This is a genomic window from Streptomyces sp. NPDC001604, assembly GCF_042893475.1.
Lineage (GTDB): Bacteria > Actinomycetota > Actinomycetes > Streptomycetales > Streptomycetaceae > Streptomyces.
Genome location: NZ_JBIAUY010000021.1, coordinates 48,455 through 69,711, shown reverse-complemented (window position 1 = coordinate 69,711; position 21,257 = coordinate 48,455). Strand labels below are relative to the sequence as shown.

The window sequence follows — 21,257 nt, the reverse complement described above, 5'->3', positions numbered from 1 at the left end:
GCCATGGATCTTGACGCTCTCACGGCTATCGACGTTCACGTTCATGTGCACGCCGACCTTCACGGCCACCACTCACTCGACGACGAGCTCAACGAGGCCGCCGCCAGGTACTTCAAGGGCGACCCCTACGACCCCACCGTGCACGACATCGCCGCCGACTACCGCGCACGGCAGATGGCAGCCGTGATCTTCAGCGTCGACGCCGAGGCGGCCACCGGTCATACAGCGCTCTCCAACGAGGAGATCGCCGAGGCAGCCGCCGAGCACCGCGACGTGCTCATCCCGTTCGGGTCCATCGACCCTGCCCGAGGCAAGGCCGGCATCCGCAGCGCCCGCCGGCTGGTCGAGGAGTACGGCGTGCGCGGGTTCAAGTTCCACCCGAGCCTCCAGGGGTTCCTCCCGAACGACCCAACGGTGTACCCGCTCTACGAAGAACTGGAGAGCCTCGGCGTACCCGCGCTGTTCCACACCGGTCAGACCGGCATCGGCTCGGGCCTCCCCGGGGGGCGCGGGATCAAGCTGCGCTACTCCGACCCGATGCTGCTCGACGACGTGGCCGCCGATTTCCCGGGACTGACCATCATCATGGCGCACCCCTCAGTGCCGTGGCAGGACGCGGCGATCTCGGTCGCCCAGCACAAGGCGAACGTCTACATCGACCTGTCCGGCTGGTCTCCCAAGTACTTCCCGCCCCAGCTCGTACACGCCATCAACCGTGCGCTGCAGAACAAGGTGCTCTTCGGATCCGATTACCCCCTCCTGCGCCCCGAGCGCTGGATGAAGGACTTCGACCAACTCGACATCCGCGCCGAGGTCAGGCCGCTGGTGATGAAGGAGAACGCCATGCGCGCGCTCGGGCTGCGCGGAGGCACAGGACCCGCCCGCCAGCAGCCCGGCGCGCTGACACGAGTTCACAACCAGGAGACAGCATGACAACCATCGTTTCGTTCGACGACCTGCAGGGCATGGAGGGCGCCGCCCTCGGCACCAGCAAATGGCTGGAGATCACGCAGGACCGCGTCAACACCTTCGCGGACGCCACCGACGACCATCAGTGGATCCACACCGACCCCGTGCGCGCGAGCGAGGGACCGTTCGGCGGGCCGATCGCCCACGGGTACCTGACCCTGTCACTGGTGATCCCGCTCTGGTCCGAAGTGCTCGAGGTGAGCGACGTGAGCACCAAGGTCAACTACGGGCTCAACAAGGTGCGCTTCCCGTCACCTGTTCCCGTCGGTGCTCGCATTCGCCTGACAGGCGCAGTTGCCCGGGTCGAGAAGGTGGGTGGGGAGGGTCTGCAGATCACCTCAGACGTCGTCATCGAGATAGAGGGTTCCGACAAGCCCGCCTGTGTCGCCCAGCTTGTGTTCAGGTTCTACCGCTGAGACATGTTCCTCAGAGAGGCCACAAGTCGTGACAATCTATCGAGGCCCGGCGGCGGACATCGAGATTCCGGACGTGACCCTCGTGGAGCACGTCCTCGGGAACGCACTGCAACGGGGCGACAAGGTGGCCTTGGTCGACGCCACCACTGGTCAACGCCTTACCTATCGCGAGCTCGCGGAAGGTGCGACCGCGGCCGCTCGCGGCCTCGCGAGCCGGGGGATGAGGCCCGGCGATGTGGTGGCGATCATGAGCCACAACCAGCCGCACTACGCCCTTGCCGTCTACTCGATCCTGGCGGCAGGCGGTGTGGTGACTCCCGTGAATCCGGCGCTGACGACCGGCGAGCTCGTCAAGCAGTTCGTCAGCGCAGGGGCCAAGGTCATCGTCAGTTCCGGTCAGGCTGCCGACAAAGCCGCGGAGGCCGCACACGAAGCTGGGATCCAGCATCATTTCGTGCTCGGCGACGGGCAGTTGGCCTCTCAGGGCGGACCAGGCGCTGCGCGCCCCTTCTCCGACCTCCTGATCGGTGAAGGTCCGCCGCCGCCTCTTGATCTCGACCCGGCCACGGCCCTCGCGGCGCTTCCCTTCTCAAGCGGGACTACCGGAGTGTCCAAGGGCGTGATGCTGACCCACCGGAACCTGGTCGCGAATCTGGAACAGGTCGGTGTCGGCTGGAAGGTCGAGGAGGCCGATGTCCTCTCGGCCGCGTTGCCGTTCTTCCACATCTACGGGTTCACGATCATCCTGAACGCTGCCCTCCGCGCCGGGGCCACCGTGGTGACCCTTGGGCGCTACAGCCTCACTTCCTATCTGCGGATGGTGCAGGACTTCAGGGTCACTCGCGCCCTCCTGGCACCGCCGATGGTCCTCGACCTGGCCACCGCGCGCGAGGTCGACGACTACGACCTCTCGTCCCTGAGGCTCGCCAGCTGCGGTGCGGCACCTCTGGACGTGGAAGTGACCCTGCGGGCGGAGCGCAGGATCGGCTGCCTCATCCGCCAGGGCTACGGGATGACCGAGGCGAGTCCGGGCACCCACCTCGTGCCCGACGATCTGTTCGAGACCACGCCGGCGGGATCGGTCGGGCTGTTGGTTCCCAACACGGAGGCTCGCCTCGTCGACCCCGTCAGCGGTCAGGACACTGGTCCTGGGGAGCGAGGGGAGTTGTGGGTCCGTGGTCCCCAGGTGATGGCCGGCTATTTGCACAATCCCGCCGCGACAGCCGAGACCGTTGTCGACGACGGCTGGCTGAGGACTGGTGACATCGTCCGGGTGGATGAGAACGGGGTGTTCTGGGTCGTCGACCGCCTCAAGGAGCTGATCAAGTACAAGGGATATCAGGTGGCTCCCGCAGAGCTTGAGTCGGTGGTGCTGACACATCCCGATGTGCTTGATGCCGCCGTGGTCGGCGTTCCGCACGCCGAGGGCGGAGAGGCGCCCAAGGCCTTCGTGGTCACCGCCCGGGCCCTTGATGCGTCCGAGCTCATGGCCTGGACGGCCGAGCGCGTTGCGCCCTACAAGAAGGTCCGGGAGATCGAGTTCATCGACGAGATTCCCAAGTCGCCGGCCGGAAAGATCCTCCGGCGGTTGCTCAGGAGTTGACCCTCATCGAGAACGGTCAGTACATCATGAAGGCACGCAGGCACCCGATCGGCCCGACCGGGTCCGTGGTCGCCCGTGCCCTTCAGCTGCCGGCCTGCTTGGAGCCCAAGCAGGTTTCCCTGTCCCTCAGCGACCTGGCCCGCTAAACAGGGATGCACTTATCCACGGCTCATCGCCTGATCGGCGAGCTGGCCGACTGGGGAGCCCTCGAGCGACAACCCGACGGCACCGTTGATGACGGACGGGGACCCGGCGTAGAAGGTGCTGTGGTACCGCATCGCCTGGCTGATCCGGTAGGAGATGAAGTCGAAGCGGGCACCCTCGGAAAAGGCCTGGACAAGGACGAGCAGGGCCCGCGCCTGGTCCTGACTGTTGCCCCTCGCCAGGTCGCTGATCGAACCCTGGATGGCACCCATGGTGATGCCGACGGTGCCGCGGTCGACCCCCGCGGCACGCTCCATGTCGTTGTAGTTGAACCAGTTCCTGTTCTGCCCGGCCTGCCCCTCATATGCAACGGGTCCGGTATCCAGCCGGACGTACTGGCGGGTCTGTTCGTTGAACCAGCCGGTCACGTACCCGTTACGCCCGTTGAAGATCAGAGTGATCGCGGTCTGACCCAACCGCAGGGTGAGGGGGAAGTAGTCGTTGTCGTTCTTTGTCATACGGATGCTTTGGTAGAGGTTTGAGCCGCCGCCCCGCTGGCGGAGGAAGTTGATGATGGCGTCGTACCTCGGCACCGGCACCGTCCACGCCTTCTGGACCTTCTAAACCCGGGGCGGCCGGGTGGCAGAGCTCCACACCGGACACCACAAGGAGCTCTGAAGCCGCGCTGATTCAGCCCGGTCGGCGGGACGATCGGCAGAACGATGCGGACGGGTTGGATGCATCGTCACACGCCGCATACCCGCCGCCCTGCGGACGGGAGTAGAACGGCAGCAGCAACGGGGCGACCAGTTCGCACAGGCTGTCAGGGGCCAACCGCTGCGACAGATCGACGTCCACAAGCGGCAATGAGACCTGTGCAACATGAAGTACGCAGGTCACGGGTGTGTGTGCGGGGCGAGCGGGGTATTCGCGCTGGTCGTCGGCGGGTGTCCATGGTGAAGATCGTCTGACCTGTCGGCCGGGGCCGTTGCCGGCTTCTGCTGCGCTGACCGCCGTGCCGCTCCTACGATCCGTGGCCGGGCCGGTACGCCGGGAGAGCGCGGGGAGGACGTGGAAATGCTGGAGCTGGAGCGGATTACCGCTCGCCCGAGTGAACTGGACGCGCTCGTCGAGGAGTTGGCCAAGCAGCTGGGGGAGGTCCAGGCCGAGCGGAAGGAGTTGGTGATCGCCGAGCGGGTCCTGAACCGGCTGGCCGATCAGGACCGGGTTGCGCAGGAGGCCGCGGCGGCCGTCGCCCCGACTGCGGTCCGGGTGGCGGAGCGGGCGGTTTTGCTGATCCCGCACCGCGGCGAGAATCCCGACGAGGCCGCGCTGCCCGCTGACTACTGCAAGATCCTGGCGATCGTGCGGGCTGCCGCCGGCCCGATGCAGGTCAAGGCCGTCGGCGAGGAGCTGGGCCTTGAGGTGACGATGCGTGGGAAGCTGGAACCGCTGCGGGCGAAGCTGACCAAGCTCGCTGACCGCGGCTGGCTGCACAAGCGTCCCGACGGCAGGTTCACCGCACGCTCGTAGGCGTAGGCAATGCGGGCGCCGACGGGGCGTAACTAGCGAGTCCTTGGCGGCAGTTGAGTTTAGGCGGGCGATGCCGTAGAAGAGCGCCTGCACCGCGTTGAGGCCCTTGTAGTGGGCGTGGACGGCGGTGACCATGTTCGTTTTCCGCGGCCTGCGGGTCGCGTTCGATCTGGTGTCCTCGTTCGGCCGGCGCCCGTCACCGGGATGGCCTGGCCCGCCATGCGCCACTCGTCGGCTGCCTCACCGAATACTGCCGACTGCGCGAGCTGACCTTGCACGCCGTGTTCACCGACCGCGAGCGGTCCGGACCGTGCGTTCACCGGTGGCCGCCCGGGGGGACTTTCTCACAGCCGGGTGTCATTTCCGTCTGTCGGACAGCTGTGAGCCGGCTGAGAGGCCACTGCTACGCACGACCGGTTTCTTGATGGCACCGGGGCGAACGGCCCCCGGGTGAAAGACCGGAACTAGCGAAGGAGACGTCTTGTCCTCCTCTCTTGACACAGCGTCCGCGTCCGACGCGGAACGCCGTACGAAGCGCCCCCGGCTCCGGGGCCGCCGCCGGATCCTGACCGTCGCGAGCATCGCGCTCGCCCTCCTGGGCGGCTCGGTTGCCGAGTCCGGCGCCGCGTTCGCGCAGCCGCCGTCGGCCCAATGCCCGGCAGCCTGCTACGCCGGCGCGCCCGCCGGCGTGCAGCAGGTGGACTGGGACGACGCGAACGAAGCGGCGACGTGGTGGGCCAACAACAACGTCGACCTCAACCAGTCCGTCAGGTCCGGCTGGTCGAGCTACTACCGCCTCGATGCGCACCCGGGAGGAGGATGGCCCGGCTCGTTCTGGGGCCGTAACTGGTACGGGTTTTACGAGCCCGGCATAGGACGTGACCAGTTCATCTACTACGGCGGCACGTTCAACGACAACGCCGGACTGGTCACCCAGGCCGAACTCAACCATGGCGTCTCGAGCAACGACGCCTGGCAGAGCTCGGCAGTCCAGGGGAACTCTCCCTACGTGGAGTACGACATCGACTACTACGGCTATGCGAAGGCGCCGCGTAACGCGAGGCGGCTCGTGCGCAACACAAGGACCGGCAACGTCTACGCCACGTTCGACCACTACCAGACGTTCTACTACCTGGGCAAATACTAGGCACGTGGAAGCCGACCGGGCCGGGGTGGTGTCACAGACAGGTGAATCCGTCCGTGACACCACCCCGGTGGTCATGAAGGAAATGAAGGGGACGATCGGATTGACCTCCAAGACTGCCTGGCTCCGCCCGTTGACGCAGGCGGCAGCCGACATCACGACACTGGGTACCGTGCGCGGCTCCCGTTGCCGTACCAGCCGGGACCTTTTCACCGAATGGGCGACCGAACTCGGCTTCCCGGACTATTTCGGCCGGAACTGGGACGCCTTCAGCGACTGTCTCGATGAAGCGGTGGCGAGAGCCTCCGACGAGAGTGCCTCCTCGGAGGGGGAAAGCGCGCCACTGGCGGTGATCGTCCAGGAGGCGGACGAGCTCCTCGCGGACGAGTCCGCGAGCGCACTGTGGGTCTTTCTGAACATCCTGGGCCAAACCGCCGGTAAAGACAGCTCAAGGCCCACGTTGTCACTGCTCCTGGACGGAACTCCGGACCGCCTGTCTCGGGTGACCGAACGCATGACGGAAGCAGGCTACCCACCGCTTCCGAGAGGGCATTTGTCTTAGACAGATCGCCCTGTAGGCCCCAATAGGCACCTCGCCAGGTAGGTGTGGTCTCGTCCGTGATGCGCTTGGCGAGGTCGTCGATCGAGGCTATTGGCCGAGGTGGCCGCCGACGTTCCCGCGCAGCAGGAGGTGCGCGGCTCCGTTGCCGTCCCAGGCACGGCCTGTTCATCGAACGAGCCCGCCGCGCCCCGCTTCCGGAGCACTTCGGGCACAGCTGGGACGCCTTCTACGACTGCCTCCGGGACACCGTGTCGCGAGCGGCCCCCAGCGCAGCCGCCACGATCGGGAGGCCCACCGCGCCGCTGACGGTCATCGTCCGGGAAGCCGGCGACCTCCTCGCCGACGAGCCGGACAACGCCCTCCCCCCCTCGTGCCCATCCTCGGCGACATCGCCGATGACGGCGGCGGCGAACCACACCTGCTGCTCGTCCTGGACGACACGCCTGACCGGCTGTCCCACCTGGAGCGGCGCATGGCGGCAGCAGGCTGCTGACGGCCGCCCCCCTCGGCTCAGGCGCGCAGCTTGTAGCCGAAACCACGGACCGTTTCGATGCGGTCGCGGCCGATCTTGCTACGCAGCCGCATCACCTGGACATCCACGACGTGCGTGTCGCCGGACCAGGCGCAGCCCCAGACCCGCTCCAGGAGGATGTCGCGGGTGAGGACCGTGCCGGGCGAAGCCGCGAACTCCCGCAGCAGCTTCAGCTCGGTGGTGGTCAGGTGGATGGGTTCCCCGTCCTTGTACACCTCCAGTGACTCGGGGCAGTACACCAGGTCGCCGAACCGGACCGCACAGGTGTCGGGCGGCTGGTCCCTGGGGACGGAGCGGCGCAGCAGGGCACGGACACGGGCGACCAGGAGCGATCCGTCGACCGGCCTGGCCAGGCAGTCGTCGGCGCCCGCCTCCAGACACGTCACCAGGTCCGCCGGGTCGTCGCGGTCCGCGATCAGCATGATGGGCACCGCGGACTCTGCGCGGATCCGCCCGGCCAGGCTCATCCCGTCCAGGCCGGGCAGCCGCTCGGCGAGCACGGCGACGTCCGGTGTCTGCTGACGGAACAGGGTGAGCCCCATCAGGCCGTCGGCGGCGCTACGTACCCGGTGGCCGCTCGCCTCCAGGATGCGCCGGGCGTTCTCCCTGGCCGTCGGGTCGCCGTCGACCAGCAGTACGTCGCATATGCGGGGTCCCTCGGCGGGTGACGGAGGCTCGGTGTCCGCGGCGGCAGGCGTGTGTCGGCGGCGCACAGTGCTCGGCGCAGTCTCCTTGACGTCGATGTCACCGTCGGCGTCGGTACCGGGATCACCCTCGGTGCCGATATCGCTTTCGGCACCGCGCTCACCGTCGGCGTCGGTGCCACTGCCGCTTTCGGTGCCGGTGTCGTGCGCGGTGTCCCTGCCGCCTTCGGGCCCGGCACCGGAATCCGTGTCGAGGGCGAGGGCGATGGCCCGGGCCGGGCTGTCGTGCCGGGCGCCTTCCGCGAGGGCCTTCTCGTATCCGGCCGGGCCGAGCGCGGAGATGACCGCTTCCTCGCAGCGGGCGCGGTGCCCGCTGGGTGTGTAGAAGGCGGCTCCGACGTCCCGGGTCAGGGCGTGCACGGCGCCCAGCAGCTGTGCCGCCCGTTCGTGGTCGCCTCGGGACGCGGTGATCCAGGCGAACACTTCCAGTGCCATCGAGGTCCCGGCGTAGTCGTTGAAGCCCCGCAGGATCTCCAGCGCGGACCGCGTCAGCGCCGTGCCCTCCTCCTCGTCGCCGCGTGCCCAGAGCACGTAGCCCAGCGCCCACTTCGCGTAGGACCCGTACAGACGCTCCCCGGATGCTTCCGCCAGCCGCACCGCGCGTTTGCCGGTCTCCTCCGCCGCGCGCGCGTCCCCGAGATGGAACTGCGTGACCGCCATCTGGAACAGCCACCGCAGCCCCTGCGGTGCTTCGCCCGCCGCCTCGTGAGCGGCCAGCGCCCCCTCGAAAAGACGCACGGCTTCCGCCGTCCGCCCCTGCAAGGCCGCCGACGCACCGCGATAGCCCTGGATGCACGTCCGGACCGACGGGTCGTCCAGCCGTTCGCCCAGCTCCTCGGCCTCGTCCAGCCACCGGCCGGCCGTCGCGAAATCTCCCTGCAGAATCGCCACCCAGGCGGCGACCCACAGCGCCCCGACCCGGACCGGGGTGGGTTCAGGTGCCGCCGCGAGAAGACGGTCGAACTGGCGGCGCCCCTCACCGAGGAACCCGTCGCAACACCAGTGGAAACGCAGCGCCGCGGCCAGGCGAAGCGCCTCCTGTGCGTCGGCGGAATCCGCGCCGCCGCGCTCCAGCGGGTGCGGTTGCGCCTTCTGGGGCTCTGCCGGGGCGGGCGCGGCCATGGCTGGGTGAAACCTCGTCCCGAGCTCCAGTGCCGCCCGGAAATTGCCGCGCTCGGCACGCATCCGGGTCAGAGCCGGTTCCTGGCCGGGGCCGAACCATTCGGAGGCGGTGCGCTCGGCGAGGGCGAGGAAGAAATCGCGGTGCCGCCGCAACAACCCCGGCTCTTCACCCGTCTCGGCCAGCCGGGCCCGGCCGTATGCGCGGATGGTTTCCAGCAGCCGGTAGCGGGGCAATCCTTCGCGTTCACAGGGCAGGACGACGGACTGGGACACCAGCCGGTCCAGGAGGTCCAGTACCTCATGCGCCGCGATGCCGTCCCCCGCGCACACGTACTCGGCCGCGTCCAGGCTGAAGCCGCCGCGGAAGGCCGAGAGCCGGTTCCACAGCAGTTGTTCGGCGGGGGTGCACAGCTCATAGCTCCACTCGATCAGCCCGCGCAACGTGCGCTGGCGTGGGAGCACGGTCCTGCAGCCGCCTGTGAGCAGAGCGAAGCGGTCCTCCAGACGCTCCACGACCTGGTCGACGGTCAGCGACCGCAGCCGCGTCGCGGCCAGTTCAATGGCCAGGGGCAGCCCGTCGAGGTCGGCGCACAGCCGGGCGGCCTCAGCCCGGTTGGCGTCGGTGACGCGGAAGTCCGGCCGGATGGCAGCGGCCCGCTCCTGCAGCAGTTCGACCGCCTCGTCCGGTATCGACAGCGCGGGGACGACGAAGACGTGCTCGCCCGTGACCCCCAGCGTCTGGCGGCTCGTCGCCAGGACACGCAGCTCCGGACAGGCCGACAGCAGCGCCTTCGCCAGCCCCGCCGACGCGTCGATCAGATGCTCGCAGTTGTCCAGCACGATCAGCGCCCGGTGGCGGGCCAGATGGTCCGCGAGCTGCTCAAGGGCGGGCCCGCCGCCGCGGTCCGGAACCCGCAGCGCACCCGCGGTCGCGACGGCCACCGCCGACGGGTCGCACACCGCGGTCAGGTCGACGATCCACACGCCGTCCGGGAACGCCTTCCTGGAGGCCGCGGCGGCCGCCAGCGCCAGCCGCGTCTTGCCCACGCCGCCCGCTCCGGTGAGCGTCACCAGCCGCCCCACGCCCACCAGACGGCGGATCTCGGCGACCTCGCGGTGCCTGCCGACGAAGCTGGTCAGGGGCGTGGGCAGATTACCCACCGCAGGGATGACAGCGGTCAAGAGGAGACCCCATCCATGGGCGTACCAATATGTTTAGAGGCTAGCCAAATACGTTCAGAGGTTAGCAAGAGGAGGGAGTGCCTTGAATGTGACTTTCCTGGCACAGCGGCCCGTGAGCCGGAAGCCCCGGACGACCGGGAGGGGGCGGAGCCTCATGGTTGCGAGCGCAGGGCCTTCCCCACTGGGCGGTCGGCCGTGGGCGCTCTCGCCCGGCTGTGGCAGACCAACGAACCCTGCCTCCACAGCGCCCGCGCCGACCGGAGTGAGTTCGGGTGCCGCCGCGAGAAGACGGTCGAACTGACGGCGCCATTCACCGAGGAACCGATCGGCGCACCAGTGGAAACGCAGCGCCGCCGCCATGCGAAGCCCGCGTGGGCGATGCCCACCCGGTGAATGCCTGAAATCGACCCCTGACCCGCGAAGACGTCTTCCACCGTCTTCCAGCGTCAGGGGTTGTTTTTCGTTCGTCTGCGGCCCGAGTGCGGCCCACGCGGCATCGCGGGGGCTGATCGCCGGAGAGGGGTTGCGGGGGCATTGCCGTCGATCCACCTGACCGCCTCTCAGAAGAGTGAAACATGGCCCCACACTTCGACGGACTCGACCAGATGGTCGATGTGGTCGACGTCCTGGAGTCGGCGCGAGAGTGTGAAGGAGCCCTCCCCGCCATCTATCGTTTCGTCGGCTCCAAGCACTTTCGCGAGAACGGCAGCCGCGTCATTGCCGGCTAGGTACAGCAGTATCGCGGCCGCCCAGAATCGAACCCCGTCTGACAACGCTCGATCCAGCGCCACCCGAACTAGTTTCGGTTCAAGATCTTGATCGAGTGTCAAGACATGAAAGACCGTCTGGCCGAACGTGCCGCGCTCGTCCCCGGCTTCGTCGATCTCGGCGAGCAAGGCGGCAAGATCCAAATCCGTCCAGCGAACCCCTGGTGCGGACTACGCGACTCACATTGTCAGGGATCCAGTTGTCTCTGGTCGCGAGCGCTCTGCACGTTGCTGCTGGCGTACGTCGCCGGTCGCAGCGGGTCGATGTCGGGCGCGTCGGCAGGCACCTCCGGTACGAGCCGGCCGCCGTCCGCGCATGGCTCGACGAACATCTGGCGGATCGCCATGGCCCACGTTGAACGGCGCGAGCGGCGGGGCAACAACGGCCGGGTCGTCAGGTCGTACCGCGTCCGATGGCGTGGTCCGGATGGCACGGAGCGCAACAAGAGCTTCAAGCGCAAGGTCGACGCAGACTGCTTCGCCGCCACGGTGTGCGCCGATCTCGTGCGGGGACAGTACGTCGATCCCGACGCGGGAAAGATCTTGTTCGTGACCTACGCCCGGAAGTGGCTCGCAGCTCAAACGTTCGACGAAGGGACCGGCGTCGCCGTCGAGCTGCGATTCCGACTGCACGCGTTCCCGGTGCGCCTTGGTGGCCCGTCGGCGGAGCAGCCCGAACTGGACGCTCACAGCAGTGACAGCGGTATCACCACAATGTTGCCATTCAATGGGATGGTGATGGTGACGCCAGTCACTTGCGCCCGACACTCTGCGCAAGGCCATCGCAGGCTCGCCGCCGACCGCTCGTGCGGTCGCATCGGCCGCTACGACTTTCGATCGTAAAGGCGAATCTATGACATGGCGCGCAACCCAGCCCACCACACTTTGTGAGGCGTTCCAGAGAATCGCTGTCATCGATCCCCACGCCGTTGCCGTGCGCAATGTCGGCGGCTCCCAGACCCTGACCTGGGGCGAGTACGCCCACCATGTCCGCCTCGTGGCGGCAGGCCTGGACAGCCTCGGCGTGGCGCGGGGTGACACAGTGGCTCTGATGATGTCCAACCGGATCGAGTTCTATCCGGTCGATGTCGGGGTACAGCACCTCGGCGCGACGTCGTTCTCCGTCTACAACACCTTGGCAGCCGAGCAGCTGGAGTACGTCCTCTCCAATGCCGGCAACAAGGTTGTCGTGTGCGAGCCACAGTACGTCGAGGTGATCCGCGCCTCCCGAGTCCCGATCGACCACCTCATCGTGCTCGACGAACCCGTCGACGGCGCGATCACCCTCGACGACCTGATGGCGCGCGGATCTGCCAACACCACCTTCGACTTCGAGGCGACCTGGCAGGCGGTGCAGCCCGACGACGTCGTCACGCTCATCTACACCTCAGGCACGACCGGCAACCCCAAGGGCGTCGAGATGACGCACTCCAACATCGCCTTCGAGTGCGCCGCGGTGACGTCCGTGCTCCCTGCCGAGTTCGGGGACCGGATCACGTCTTTCCTCCCGTCGGCGCACATCGCCGACCGGTTCAGCGCGCTCTACTTGCAGATGTGGGCTGGCATCCAGATCACCGTCGTACCCGACCCGCGCCAGATTGCCGCCGCCCTCCGCGACTGCCGGCCGACCATCTGGGGCGCCGTGCCGCGGGTGTGGGAGAAACTCAAGGCAGCCACCGAGAACATCGTCGCCACCGAGCCCGACGAACAACGCCGTCAAGACATGCAGTGGGCCTTTGCCGTCGCGTCCCGCAAGGCGCGGGCGGACCTCGCCGGCGAGCCGGTCTCCGACGAGTTGGCTGCGGAGTACGCCAAGGCCGACGCCGCCGTGCTGTCGTCGGTGCGGGCCAAACTCGGCTTCGATCAACTGAAGTGGGCTATCTCGGGGGCCGCTCCCATCCCGGCTGAGACGCTCGCGTTCTTCGGCGGTCTTGGGGTGCCGATCACCGAGATCTGGGGGATGTCGGAGCTCTCGTGCATCTGCAGCGTCGTGCCGCCGGCCGAGCACCGGCTCGGGACCATCGGCAAGATCGTCCCCGGCATGGAGGCCCGGATCGCCGACGACGGAGAGTTGCTGGTCCGCGGGCCGCTGGTGATGAAGGGCTATCGCAAGGAGCCCGCCAAGACCGCCGAGGCCTTCGACCCGGACGGATGGCTGACGACCGGCGACGTGGTGACGATGGACGGCGACGGCTACCTCACGATCATCGACCGCAAGAAGGAGCTGATCATCACCGAGGGCGGGAAGAACATCTCACCGGCCAACGTCGAGAACGTCATCAAGGCTGCCACGCCCCTGGCCGGCGTAGTCATCAGCATCGGCGACGCTCGCCCGTACATGACGGCCTTGGTCACCCTCGACGCCGAGGGTGCCGCCGCGTACGCCGCGCGCCGAGGTCTGCCGGACGCGTCGGCCAAGGCACTCGCCGAAGATCCCGAGGTCGTCGCCGCGATCCGCGCCGGCGTCTCTGCCGGTAACGCGAAACTGTCCCGGGTCGAGCAGATCAAACGGTTCCGGATCCTGCCCACCTTCTGGGAGCCGGGTGGCGGCGAGCTCACGCTCACCATGAAGCTGCGGCGGAAGCCGATCCTTCAAAAGTACGCCGCCGAGATCGCCGAGCTCTATTCCGCAACACCCGGCCCCGGAGTACTCGAACCGACGAGCTGAGGCGACCGCCCCAAGCTGAGCGGCCGCGACCTCGGCCTCTGACGTCCTCGGCCAGCCGAATGGGCGCTTTCGAAATGGAGTTCCGCATGTCCTATCCCCACCTTCTCGCACCCGTCGACCTTGGATTCACGTGTCTGCCGAACCGAGTACTGATGGGCTCCATGCACGTGGGGCTTGAGGAGGTCGAGCACGGCTTCGAGCGGATGGCGGCGTTCTACGCCGAGAGGGCCCGAGGGGGCGTCGGTCTGATCGTCACCGGGGGCATCGCGCCGAACGAAGCCGGGTTGCCGGTTGCAGGAGGCTCCAAGCTCACCACGGCCGACGAGATCAATCGACACCGCTTGATCACTGAGGCCGTCCACCAGGCTGGTGGACGGATCGCGATGCAGATCCTGCACGTTGGCAGGTACGGCCACCATCACGGCGTGGTCGCGCCCAGCCCGATCCAGGCGCCCATCAGCGACTACCTGCCCCGCGAACTCAGTTCCGCTGAGGTGGAGCAGACGATCGCGGACTTTGCGACCTGCGCCGCACTGGCCAAGCAGGCCGGGTACGACGGTGTTGAGATCATGGGCTCCGAGGGCTACCTGATCAATCAGTTCATCGTCCGGCGCACCAACCAGCGCACCGATGGGTGGGGCGGCAGCTACGAGAATCGAATGCGCTTCCCGGTCGAAGTCGTCCGCGCGGTGCGCGAGGCAGTCGGGCCCGAGTTCATCCTGATCTACCGACTGTCGATGCTGGACCTGGTCCCGGACGGGTCGACGTTTGACGAGGTCGTCACTCTGGCCAAGGCTGTCGAGTCGGCGGGAGCGACCATCATCAACACGGGAATCGGCTGGCACGAGGCCCGCATCCCGACAATCGCCACGTCGGTACCCCGCGCTGCGTACGCCTGGGTCACCAAGCGCCTCATGGGCGCCGTGGAGGTGCCACTGGTGACGAGCAACCGGATCAACACACCGGACAAGGCGGAGGAGCTGCTCGCCGGTGGATACGCCGACATGGTGTCCCTCGCCCGCCCGTTCCTGGCCGACCCGAACTTCGTCAGCAAGGCGGCCAACGGAAGCGCGCACACCATCAACACCTGCATCGGCTGTAACCAGGCCTGCCTCGACCACACCTTCGCCGGGAGGGTCACCTCTTGCCTGGTCAATCCTCGCGCGTGCCACGAGACGGAGATCGTTCTCGGGCCGACGCGGCGGACGAAGCGAGTCGCCGTGGTCGGCGCCGGCCCAGCGGGACTCGCCGCCGCAACGGCCGCAGCCGAGCGGGGCCACCAGGTGGAGTTGTACGACAGCGCCGATGTCATCGGCGGTCAGCTGAACGTGGCGCGCCAGGTACCTGGCAAGCAGGAGTTCGATGAGACCCTCCGCTATTTCCGGCACCGGATCGACGCCACTGGCGTCGCGCTCCGGCTGGGGGCGATGGTCTCCGCCACGGACCTGCTCGGCTACGACGAGGTCGTCCTCGCGACGGGAGTTCGTCCCAGAACGCCGGACATCGCGGGCATCGATCATCCGATGGTGTTGGGCTATCTCGACTTGCTGCGCGACAAGCAGCCCGTGGGTAGGAGAGTTGTGATTCTCGGCGCAGGTGGAATCGGCTTCGATGTGGCCGAGTACCTCACCGACAGCGGACGAGACCTCAGCACGAACGTCCCCGAGTTCCTGGCCCAGTGGGGAGTCGACCCCGACCAGCGAGACGCTGGTGGACTCAAGGCTCCGCTCCGGTCACCATCCCCTCGGTATGTCACGCTCATGCAGCGAAAGTCGACGAAGGTCGGTGCCGGGCTGGGCAAGACGACGGGCTGGATCCATCGCACCGAACTCAAGCACCGTGGCGTCGAAATGATCGCAGGAGTGACGTACGACCGCATCGACGACGAAGGCTTGCACTACCGCGTCGGTGACGAGAAGCAGGTGCTCGCGGTCGACAACGTCGTCTTGTGCACCGGCCAGGAGCCCAACCGGGACCTCCACGACCCCCTGCAGTCGGCCGGCATCCCGGTGCACCTCATCGGAGGAGCGGACATCGCGGCCGAGCTGGATGCCAAGCGCGCAATCGACCAGGGCACCCGGCTCGCGGCTGCTCTCTGACTCGAGGATGGAGATGTTGGCCTATTCCCCGACGATCCGCCACAGGTGCGGCCACTTGCCGGCGCGCTGCAGATCCTGTGCGTAGGTGTTCTCGCGCGCCACGATTTCGGCTCGCATCGCGGCGTCGAGGTCGTGGGGGAAGCGGACGTCCATCCGGGGCGTGGAAGAGCGTGTGTCTCCCGCTTCAGCGGTCGGTGCGGTAGCGGGCGAGCTTGCCGGGGTCGATCTCCACGCCCAGGCCCGCTTCGGGACGCACCGCGAGCTCACCCATGGATCTGGAGCGGCTCGGTGAGCAGGTCGTCGCTCTTGTTGAGGAAGTTGAGGAGCTTGCCGGCGCGCCGGGAGGTCAGCCGGCAGGCCGCGCCGAATACGACGGTGTCCGGGCCGCGGTTCTTCGGGGTGCGTCGATCGCCTGCGACAGGGGTGGCTGCGCCATGTGGAAGCGGTCGGCGGCGCGGCCCAAGTGACGTTCCTCGGCGACGGCGACGAAGTAGCGCAGGTGCCGCAGATCCATACGGCCACCATCTCAATCTGACCCGATATCGATACTTCACCCTATCGCTGATCGCGTCTACCGTCGTTGTCATGACGTCGCTGGCCAGTGCCTTTCTCTATGCCGCGGTGCGGACCCCGTTCGGCCGGTTCAACGGCGCCCTGGCGGGTGTGCGCCCCGACGATCTCGCCGCCGCGCTGATCGAGTCGCTGCTCGTGAAGACGCCGGGCCTCGACCCGGCCGCGGTCGAGGAGGTGGTGTGGGGTAACGCGAACGGTGCGGGGGAGGAGAAACGCAACGTCGGCCGGATGGCGGCGCTGCTGGCAGGGCTGCCGACCGGCGTGCCCGCGACCACGGTCGGAACCGACAGCGAGGACTCCTCCTCGTCAACACGGAGGATCCGGCCGCATCCCACAACGTTTGGTAGCGGTCGGCAATGCGCCGATCCAACCCAGAGGGTTGAGGTTCAAATCCCCGCGCTGCTCGCTGAGGCCCGTGGTCGTTCAGCGTCTCCCACCAACCAGCGTATTGCCCGGCTCCCCGCAGCCGATCGCCGACCACGTCCAGATGGCACCGAGAACGCGGGGCCGTGGACGGTTCGGTTACGCGGGGCCAGGTATGCCGGTGTGGCTGTATTCAGGTAGCTCGTGGAGGAGGGGCAAGTTGGCCAGATCTACCTCTGGGGAGTCGGTCCTGGAACGCGTCGTGCGCATCCTTGATGCGTTCGGGCCAGACACCCCGGCGCTGCAGGTCTCGCAGATCGCCACGCGAGCCAAGCTCCCACTTTCGACCGCCTCGCGCATGGTCGACGAGCTCATCGACCAGGGCTTGTTGCGGCGCGATGCCCACCGTCACGTGCGCATTGGTGTCCGCCTGTGGGAGCTCGGCCAGCGCGCCTCACCCACACTAGGGCTGCGCGAGGCAGCTCTGCCGTTCATGGAGGACCTGCACGCGGTCACCGGCCACCACGTTCAGATAGGTGTGCTGCAAAACGACGAGGTGCTCTTCATTGAACGACTGAGTGCACGCAGCTCGGTCATCAACTTCACCCGCATCGCCGGACGGCTCTCCCTCCACGCCTCCTCCTCCGGACTGGTCCTGCTTGCACACGCTGGGCGCACCCTGCAGGAGCGCATCCTGAACTCTCCGATGGAGCGCTTCACCGACGCGACCATCACCACCGAGGCAGCACTGCGTTCCGAACTGGCCCGCATCCGACACGATGGCTACGCATTCTGCCCCGGCTACCTCCACCCGGACGCCACCGGCGTCGCCGTCCCCATCCGGGACAGCAGAAACCGCGTCATCGCAGCGCTTTCGGTCGTCGTACCGAACGACGACGCCGCGCGTTCACACATCCCCGCGCTGCTCGCTGCGGCACGGGGAACCCACCGCCTCTTGGTCGGCCCGTCGGCGGAGCAGCCCAAACTGGACGATCACGAGCAGTGACAGCGGTCACCACGATGCTGCCATTCAATGGGATGGCGGTGGTGACGCCGGTCACCGGCGAGCGACAGTCTGCGCATGTCCATCGCACTCTCGCCCGGTCGTGCGGTCGCATCGACCGCTACGACGTTGGTCGTGGCCTCCAAACGCATCGTCGCCGACGGGGTCGCCCAGCTCACGCTGCGTGATCCCAACGGTGCGCGGCTGCCGGACTGGGCGCCCGGAGCGCACATCGACCTTGTGCTGACCGCGCCCGACGGCTCGCAGTACTCACGGCAGTACTCCTTGTGCGGCGACCGATGGGACGCCTCGACCTACCAAATCGCGGTCCTCCGTGAACCCGCCGGCCGCGGAGGCTCCGCGCTGGTTCACGACCACCTCGCCGAAGGAGACGTTGTTGGCGTCGGTGGCCCGCGCAACAACTTCGCCCTGGTTCCGGCCGACCGGTACCTCTTCATCGCGGGCGGCATCGGGATCACTCCCATCCTCCCGATGGTGGCTGCAGCTGAACGACTCGGTGCCGGCTGGAAGCTGCTCTACGGCGGACGTACGCGCGCTTCGATGGCGTACCTGCCCGAGCTCCAGACCTATGGAGATCGGGTCCAGGTGTGCCCGCAAGACGAGTTCGGCCTGCTGGACCTGGCCGCTGCACTCACGGACTTCGAACACGGCACCGGCAAGGTGTACTGCTGCGGGCCCGCGCCCCTCCTGGATGCGCTGGCCGCGGCGACGCAAGAGTGGCCGGCCGGAGCAGTGCGAACCGAGCGCTTCGTACCGAAAGAACAGGACGCTCCGGCGCGTACGACCCCGTTCGTCGTCGACCTCGCCAGGACAGGCGGATCTGTGACGGTCGAGCCCGATGTGTCGATTCTCGACGCCCTCGACCGTCACGGAGTGAACGTTCTGTCCTCGTGTCGGGAGGGCACGTGCGGAACCTGTGAGACAACCGTCCTCGAAGGCGCGCCGGACCACCGCGATTCGCTCCTCTCCGACGCCGAGCGGGAAAGCGGTGACTGCATGTTCGTCTGTGTGTCGCGCTCCATCGGTGACCGACTCGTGCTGGACCTGTGAGGAGAGCGTCATGACTACGTCGAATCCAGAGGCTGCTCGGCTCCCGCTCGGAGCCTCGGAGCCACTCGGCGGCCTTGGGGGCGTTCCGACAATCGACGCCGACCCGTTCGGGCACGACATCCTCGAGGACCCGTCGGAGTTCCACGAGCAGCTGCGTGGGGCCGGCCGGGTCGTCTACCTGTCCCGCTACGACGTGTTCGCGATGGGGCGCTACGCCGACGTCCGGGCTGCGCTCGTCGATTGGCAGTCGTTCCAGTCCGCAGCAGGAGTGGGCCTCAGCAACTTCAAGTACGAGAAGCCATGGCGGCCGCCGAGCCTGCTGCTGGAGAGCGATCCGCCGCACCACGACGCACCACGCGTCGTGCTCTCCTCGATCCTGTCGGTTCGTGCCCTGCGAAAGCTCCGGGACGGCTGGATGGCTGACGCCGAGCAGCTGGTCGGTGACCTGGCCGAACGAGCGACCGGCAAGGTGCTGGAGATCGACGGGTACGCCGACCTGGCGGCCGCGTTCCCGATCCGAGTGTTCCCCGACGCAGTAGGCATCGGAAAAGAAGGCCGCGAGAACCTACTGCCGTACGGCGACCACCTGTTCAACGCCTTCGGTCCGAGCAACGACCTGGTCCAGAAGGGCGCGGACCGCATCGGCGACATCTCCACATGGGTCATCGCCCAGTGCGCCCGCGACGCCCTGACCGCCGGAGGGTTCGGCGAGGCCATCTGGGCGGCGGCTGACCGCGGCGACATTACTCACGAGCAAGCACCCCTCATCGTCCGCTCACTTCTCTCCGCAGGCGTCGACACCACCGTGCACGGCATCGCAGCTGTTCTCCACGCCTTCGCCAGCCACCCGCATGAATGGGACGCGCTCAGAGGCGACCGCGACCGCATCCGCGTCGCCTTCGACGAAGCCGTTCGCTGGGAATCCCCCGTACAGACGTTCTTCCGCACCGCCACCACAGACGTCCGGATCGGCGACGTCACCATCCCGGAGGGACGGAAGATACTGATGTTCCTCGGAGCCGCCAACCGCGACCCGCGCCGCTGGGACAACCCCGACGTGTACGACCTCGCCCGAGACCCCTCCGGGCACGTGGGCTTCGGCATGGGCATACACCAGTGTGTGGGACAGCACGTAGCTAGGCTCGAAGCCGAGGCGCTGTTGCACGCCCTTCTCGACCGCGTGTGCCGCATCGAGATCGCTGAGACGCCTGAACGTCACCACAACAACACGCTCCGAGCGTGGAAGTCGATCCCCCTGCGGTTCCACCTGAGCTGATTCCCCATGGGGGATCCCCTGCCAAGCGGGTCTCTTGTTGACCTGGGCGCCGGGTGCCGCTGAGGGTCGTTGGTGGGGAAGGCCGCCCCGTAGCAACGGTCTCGCTGGGACTGTTCGGGGGGCCTTCCCCGTCTTCTTGCTGCGGTGTCGGAACCGGACCTCGGGTGGGACGGTCCAGTGTTCGGCGATGATCGCTTGCGCCTCACTCGGGGTAACCGCACAGGCGTTGGTGTCGCAGATGACGTAGGGCATCTGGCGGTTCATCACGGTCCAGAAGCGTTCGGCGAGGTTGGCTGCGACCACGAAGAGTGCGCCGAGGTGGTCCTTGCCGCGCTCAACCTCTGCACGTAGTAGATACGCCCGGGTTACGCCGTAGCGGCCAGGAAGCAAGAGCGAATTGGGCGGAAATCGATGCTGTGGAGGCAGTCCTGCGGGTGACACCCCTTCCAGGAGAAACGACGTGGTCTTTTCTGCACCGGGTGGCGTCCGCCTACCGGTTGCAGGTAACCGACCTGACGGCGTGGTGGCAGTGGGCAAACCCCGTGCATCAAAGGCATGGTGTGCGTCCCGACGGTGAAGTGCTCCTCGACGCAGTGGCGCAGGCGCAGTTGGCCGGGTGGTGCCGTGTGCCAGCAGGCCATCTCGCGCGGGCGTTGCCGTCCTGGACGGCAGGGCCGACACAGCTGGCTGGCCGTGGCGAGGACGGGCAGGGGTGGGCGAGGTGGCGGTCGGCGGCTTCGGAGTGGGGGCCGGTGGTGTTCGGCTGCAGGTTGTGCGCAGCCCGGCGTAGCAGCGGTGGGGCGCCGGTCTGGGCGTACCGGCCGCGGTGGCGGCGGCTGTGTGCGCGGCATGGCCGGTGGCTGCTGGAGGTGGGCGAAGGACATCCGGTGGAATTCGTTGATGCCGAGGATCTGGTGATGGAGTTGATCCGGGCGCAGCGTCAGTGGGATCGAGTGGAGCGGATCGGGCAGGCGGCCGACGCGGCGCCTCGTGAGGTGTTCGGGCTAGCGCGTGCGGTGGTGGGCGGGTGGTGGGGGCGGGAGGAGTTCTGGGAGCGGGAGAGGGTGTGGGGGCCGCGCCTAGAGCAGCTGGTGGCAGCTACGCGCCGGTGGTGTCCGGATCCGGCGGGCTGGGGCGTTGAGCAGTGGCGGCTGCTGGTACGGGACGTGGTGATGTTCCCGGAGGTCGTCGCGGTGGCGCAAGCTCTGCTGGACCCGCGGATGCAGCAGCTGGTCGCTGAGAACCGTTCGGGGGCTCTGGTGCGCGGCCGGGGCAGCGGTGAGCGGCTTGCTGCCGCCTTGGGCAAGCGGCTGGGACGGGAGTGGCTGGTTGAACTGGAAGCGGACGGCCATGGCGGGCCGTTGGCGTCCTGGGCTCACGCGGTGGTACGTGAGCAGCGCCGCCCGGCGGGGTCGCCTGCGTAGCAGGGGCGGTATGGGCTGTGGTGGGTGCACAGCGCGCACCGGCCGGTGGAAGTAGGAACGGGCCTGCGCCGGCTGGTAGACCCTCTGAGCGCAGGCCCAGGC

Annotated in this window: 18 protein-coding genes and 3 pseudogenes; 16 read left to right on the top strand and 5 right to left on the bottom strand. The window is 67.7% G+C overall.

Annotated elements, in window-relative coordinates; all coding sequences use genetic code 11:
• Window positions 1–3: 3 nt before the first annotated feature.
• From ACFY1E_RS39555 to ACFY1E_RS39545, 3 genes are all read left to right on the top strand, one after another.
• On the top strand, window positions 4–933 hold the full coding sequence (locus ACFY1E_RS39555) for an amidohydrolase family protein (protein WP_389085252.1): 930 nt from the start codon (window positions 4–6) through the stop codon (window positions 931–933).
• Window positions 930–1,385 (top strand): MaoC family dehydratase, encoded by a 456-nt coding sequence (locus ACFY1E_RS39550; RefSeq protein ID WP_389085249.1) that lies wholly within the window; start codon window positions 930–932, stop codon window positions 1,383–1,385. The genes ACFY1E_RS39555 and ACFY1E_RS39550 overlap by 4 nt, the downstream gene beginning before the upstream one ends.
• 73 nt (window positions 1,386–1,458) lie before the next feature.
• Entirely contained in the window at window positions 1,459–2,988 is a 1,530-nt protein-coding gene (locus tag ACFY1E_RS39545) for an AMP-binding protein (protein WP_389085247.1), read from the top strand.
• Between the two features lie 158 nt (window positions 2,989–3,146).
• Here the strand turns inward: ACFY1E_RS39545 and ACFY1E_RS39540 are convergent, their stop codons facing one another.
• Complete coding sequence (locus ACFY1E_RS39540; RefSeq protein WP_389085245.1) at window positions 3,147–3,650, bottom strand: ribosome-inactivating family protein; 504 nt, start codon at window positions 3,648–3,650, stop codon at window positions 3,147–3,149.
• A 559-nt stretch (window positions 3,651–4,209) separates the two neighbouring features.
• Between ACFY1E_RS39540 and ACFY1E_RS39535 the strand changes: the two genes are divergently transcribed.
• The 5 genes and pseudogenes from ACFY1E_RS39535 to ACFY1E_RS39515 all read left to right on the top strand — a co-directional run bounded on the left by ACFY1E_RS39535 (window position 4,210) and on the right by ACFY1E_RS39515 (window position 6,864).
• Window positions 4,210–4,665, top strand: coding sequence for a hypothetical protein (locus ACFY1E_RS39535; protein WP_389085242.1), 456 nt, complete (start codon window positions 4,210–4,212; stop codon window positions 4,663–4,665).
• 481 nt (window positions 4,666–5,146) lie between these two features.
• Window positions 5,147–5,812 carry a hypothetical protein gene (locus tag ACFY1E_RS39530; RefSeq protein WP_389085240.1) on the top strand — a complete coding sequence of 222 codons (666 nt, stop codon included), beginning with the start codon at window positions 5,147–5,149 and terminating at the stop codon, window positions 5,810–5,812.
• Window positions 5,813–5,816: 4 nt separating this feature from the next.
• Window positions 5,817–6,371 carry a barstar family protein gene (locus ACFY1E_RS39525; RefSeq protein WP_389085237.1) on the top strand — a complete coding sequence of 185 codons (555 nt, stop codon included), beginning with the start codon at window positions 5,817–5,819 and terminating at the stop codon, window positions 6,369–6,371.
• Window positions 6,372–6,430: 59 nt separating this feature from the next.
• Window positions 6,431–6,715: pseudogene (locus tag ACFY1E_RS39520) on the top strand (barstar family protein); the annotation flags it as partial.
• 26 nt (window positions 6,716–6,741) lie between these two features.
• Entirely contained in the window at window positions 6,742–6,864 is a 123-nt protein-coding gene (locus ACFY1E_RS39515; RefSeq protein WP_389085526.1) for a hypothetical protein, read from the top strand.
• Window positions 6,865–6,881: 17 nt separating this feature from the next.
• Here the strand turns inward: ACFY1E_RS39515 and ACFY1E_RS39510 are convergent, their stop codons facing one another.
• Together ACFY1E_RS39510 and ACFY1E_RS39505 are read right to left on the bottom strand one after the other, a co-directional pair.
• The gene (locus tag ACFY1E_RS39510; protein ID WP_389085234.1) at window positions 6,882–9,911 is read right to left on the bottom strand and encodes a winged helix-turn-helix domain-containing protein; all 3,030 of its coding nucleotides are present in this window, start codon (window positions 9,909–9,911) and stop codon (window positions 6,882–6,884) included.
• Window positions 9,912–10,471: 560 nt separating this feature from the next.
• On the bottom strand, window positions 10,472–10,807 hold the full coding sequence (locus ACFY1E_RS39505) for a hypothetical protein (protein WP_389085231.1): 336 nt from the start codon (window positions 10,805–10,807) through the stop codon (window positions 10,472–10,474).
• Between the two features lie 99 nt (window positions 10,808–10,906).
• Here ACFY1E_RS39505 and ACFY1E_RS39500 point away from each other — a divergent pair, with 99 nt between their 5' ends.
• The 3 genes from ACFY1E_RS39500 to ACFY1E_RS39490 all read left to right on the top strand — a co-directional run bounded on the left by ACFY1E_RS39500 (window position 10,907) and on the right by ACFY1E_RS39490 (window position 15,445).
• Window positions 10,907–11,521 carry a hypothetical protein gene (locus ACFY1E_RS39500; protein ID WP_389085228.1) on the top strand — a complete coding sequence of 205 codons (615 nt, stop codon included), beginning with the start codon at window positions 10,907–10,909 and terminating at the stop codon, window positions 11,519–11,521.
• Window positions 11,522–11,531: 10 nt separating this feature from the next.
• Window positions 11,532–13,346: a fatty acid--CoA ligase FadD11 gene (gene fadD11, locus ACFY1E_RS39495; protein WP_389085226.1), complete on the top strand. Its 1,815-nt coding sequence runs from the start codon at window positions 11,532–11,534 to the stop codon at window positions 13,344–13,346.
• An 86-nt stretch (window positions 13,347–13,432) separates the two neighbouring features.
• The gene (locus ACFY1E_RS39490; protein ID WP_389085223.1) at window positions 13,433–15,445 is read left to right on the top strand and encodes an FAD-dependent oxidoreductase; all 2,013 of its coding nucleotides are present in this window, start codon (window positions 13,433–13,435) and stop codon (window positions 15,443–15,445) included.
• A gap of 21 nt (window positions 15,446–15,466) precedes the next feature.
• Here ACFY1E_RS39490 and ACFY1E_RS39485 read toward each other — a convergent pair whose 3' ends face one another.
• Window positions 15,467–15,598, bottom strand: coding sequence for a muconolactone Delta-isomerase family protein (locus ACFY1E_RS39485; protein ID WP_389085221.1), 132 nt, complete (start codon window positions 15,596–15,598; stop codon window positions 15,467–15,469).
• A 253-nt stretch (window positions 15,599–15,851) separates the two neighbouring features.
• A pseudogene (locus tag ACFY1E_RS39480) lies at window positions 15,852–15,959 on the bottom strand (LysR family transcriptional regulator); the annotation flags it as partial.
• Between the two features lie 80 nt (window positions 15,960–16,039).
• Between ACFY1E_RS39480 and ACFY1E_RS39475 the strand changes: the two are divergent.
• From ACFY1E_RS39475 to ACFY1E_RS39455, 5 genes and pseudogenes are all read left to right on the top strand, one after another.
• Window positions 16,040–16,297 (top strand): annotated as a pseudogene (locus ACFY1E_RS39475) (3-oxoadipyl-CoA thiolase); the annotation flags it as partial.
• Window positions 16,298–16,643: 346 nt separating this feature from the next.
• Window positions 16,644–17,387 carry an IclR family transcriptional regulator gene (locus ACFY1E_RS39470; RefSeq protein WP_389085218.1) on the top strand — a complete coding sequence of 248 codons (744 nt, stop codon included), beginning with the start codon at window positions 16,644–16,646 and terminating at the stop codon, window positions 17,385–17,387.
• 75 nt (window positions 17,388–17,462) lie between these two features.
• Window positions 17,463–18,455, top strand: a complete 993-nt coding sequence (locus ACFY1E_RS39465; RefSeq protein WP_389085216.1) for a PDR/VanB family oxidoreductase — start codon at window positions 17,463–17,465, stop codon at window positions 18,453–18,455.
• On the top strand, window positions 18,430–19,731 hold the full coding sequence (locus ACFY1E_RS39460) for a cytochrome P450 (RefSeq protein ID WP_389085213.1): 1,302 nt from the start codon (window positions 18,430–18,432) through the stop codon (window positions 19,729–19,731). The genes ACFY1E_RS39465 and ACFY1E_RS39460 overlap by 26 nt, the downstream gene beginning before the upstream one ends.
• Window positions 19,732–20,618: 887 nt before the next feature.
• Window positions 20,619–21,155, top strand: coding sequence for a hypothetical protein (locus ACFY1E_RS39455; RefSeq protein WP_389085211.1), 537 nt, complete (start codon window positions 20,619–20,621; stop codon window positions 21,153–21,155).
• The last annotated feature ends 102 nt before the right edge of the window (window positions 21,156–21,257 follow it).

Excerpts from the sequence above, each read along its gene's own strand:
- ACFY1E_RS39555 (WP_389085252.1), top strand. The coding sequence starts at position 4 with ATGGATCTTGACGCTCTCACGGCTATCGACGTTCACGTTCATGTGCAC.
- ACFY1E_RS39550 (WP_389085249.1), top strand. The coding sequence starts at position 930 with ATGACAACCATCGTTTCGTTCGACGACCTGCAGGGCATGGAGGGCGCC.
- ACFY1E_RS39540 (WP_389085245.1), bottom strand. The coding sequence starts at position 3,650 with ATGACAAAGAACGACAACGACTACTTCCCCCTCACCCTGCGGTTGGGT.
- ACFY1E_RS39535 (WP_389085242.1), top strand. The coding sequence starts at position 4,210 with ATGCTGGAGCTGGAGCGGATTACCGCTCGCCCGAGTGAACTGGACGCG.
- fadD11 (WP_389085226.1), top strand. The coding sequence starts at position 11,532 with ATGACATGGCGCGCAACCCAGCCCACCACACTTTGTGAGGCGTTCCAG.
- ACFY1E_RS39490 (WP_389085223.1), top strand. The coding sequence starts at position 13,433 with ATGTCCTATCCCCACCTTCTCGCACCCGTCGACCTTGGATTCACGTGT.
- ACFY1E_RS39485 (WP_389085221.1), bottom strand. The coding sequence starts at position 15,598 with ATGGACGTCCGCTTCCCCCACGACCTCGACGCCGCGATGCGAGCCGAA.
- ACFY1E_RS39465 (WP_389085216.1), top strand. The coding sequence starts at position 17,463 with ATGTCCATCGCACTCTCGCCCGGTCGTGCGGTCGCATCGACCGCTACG.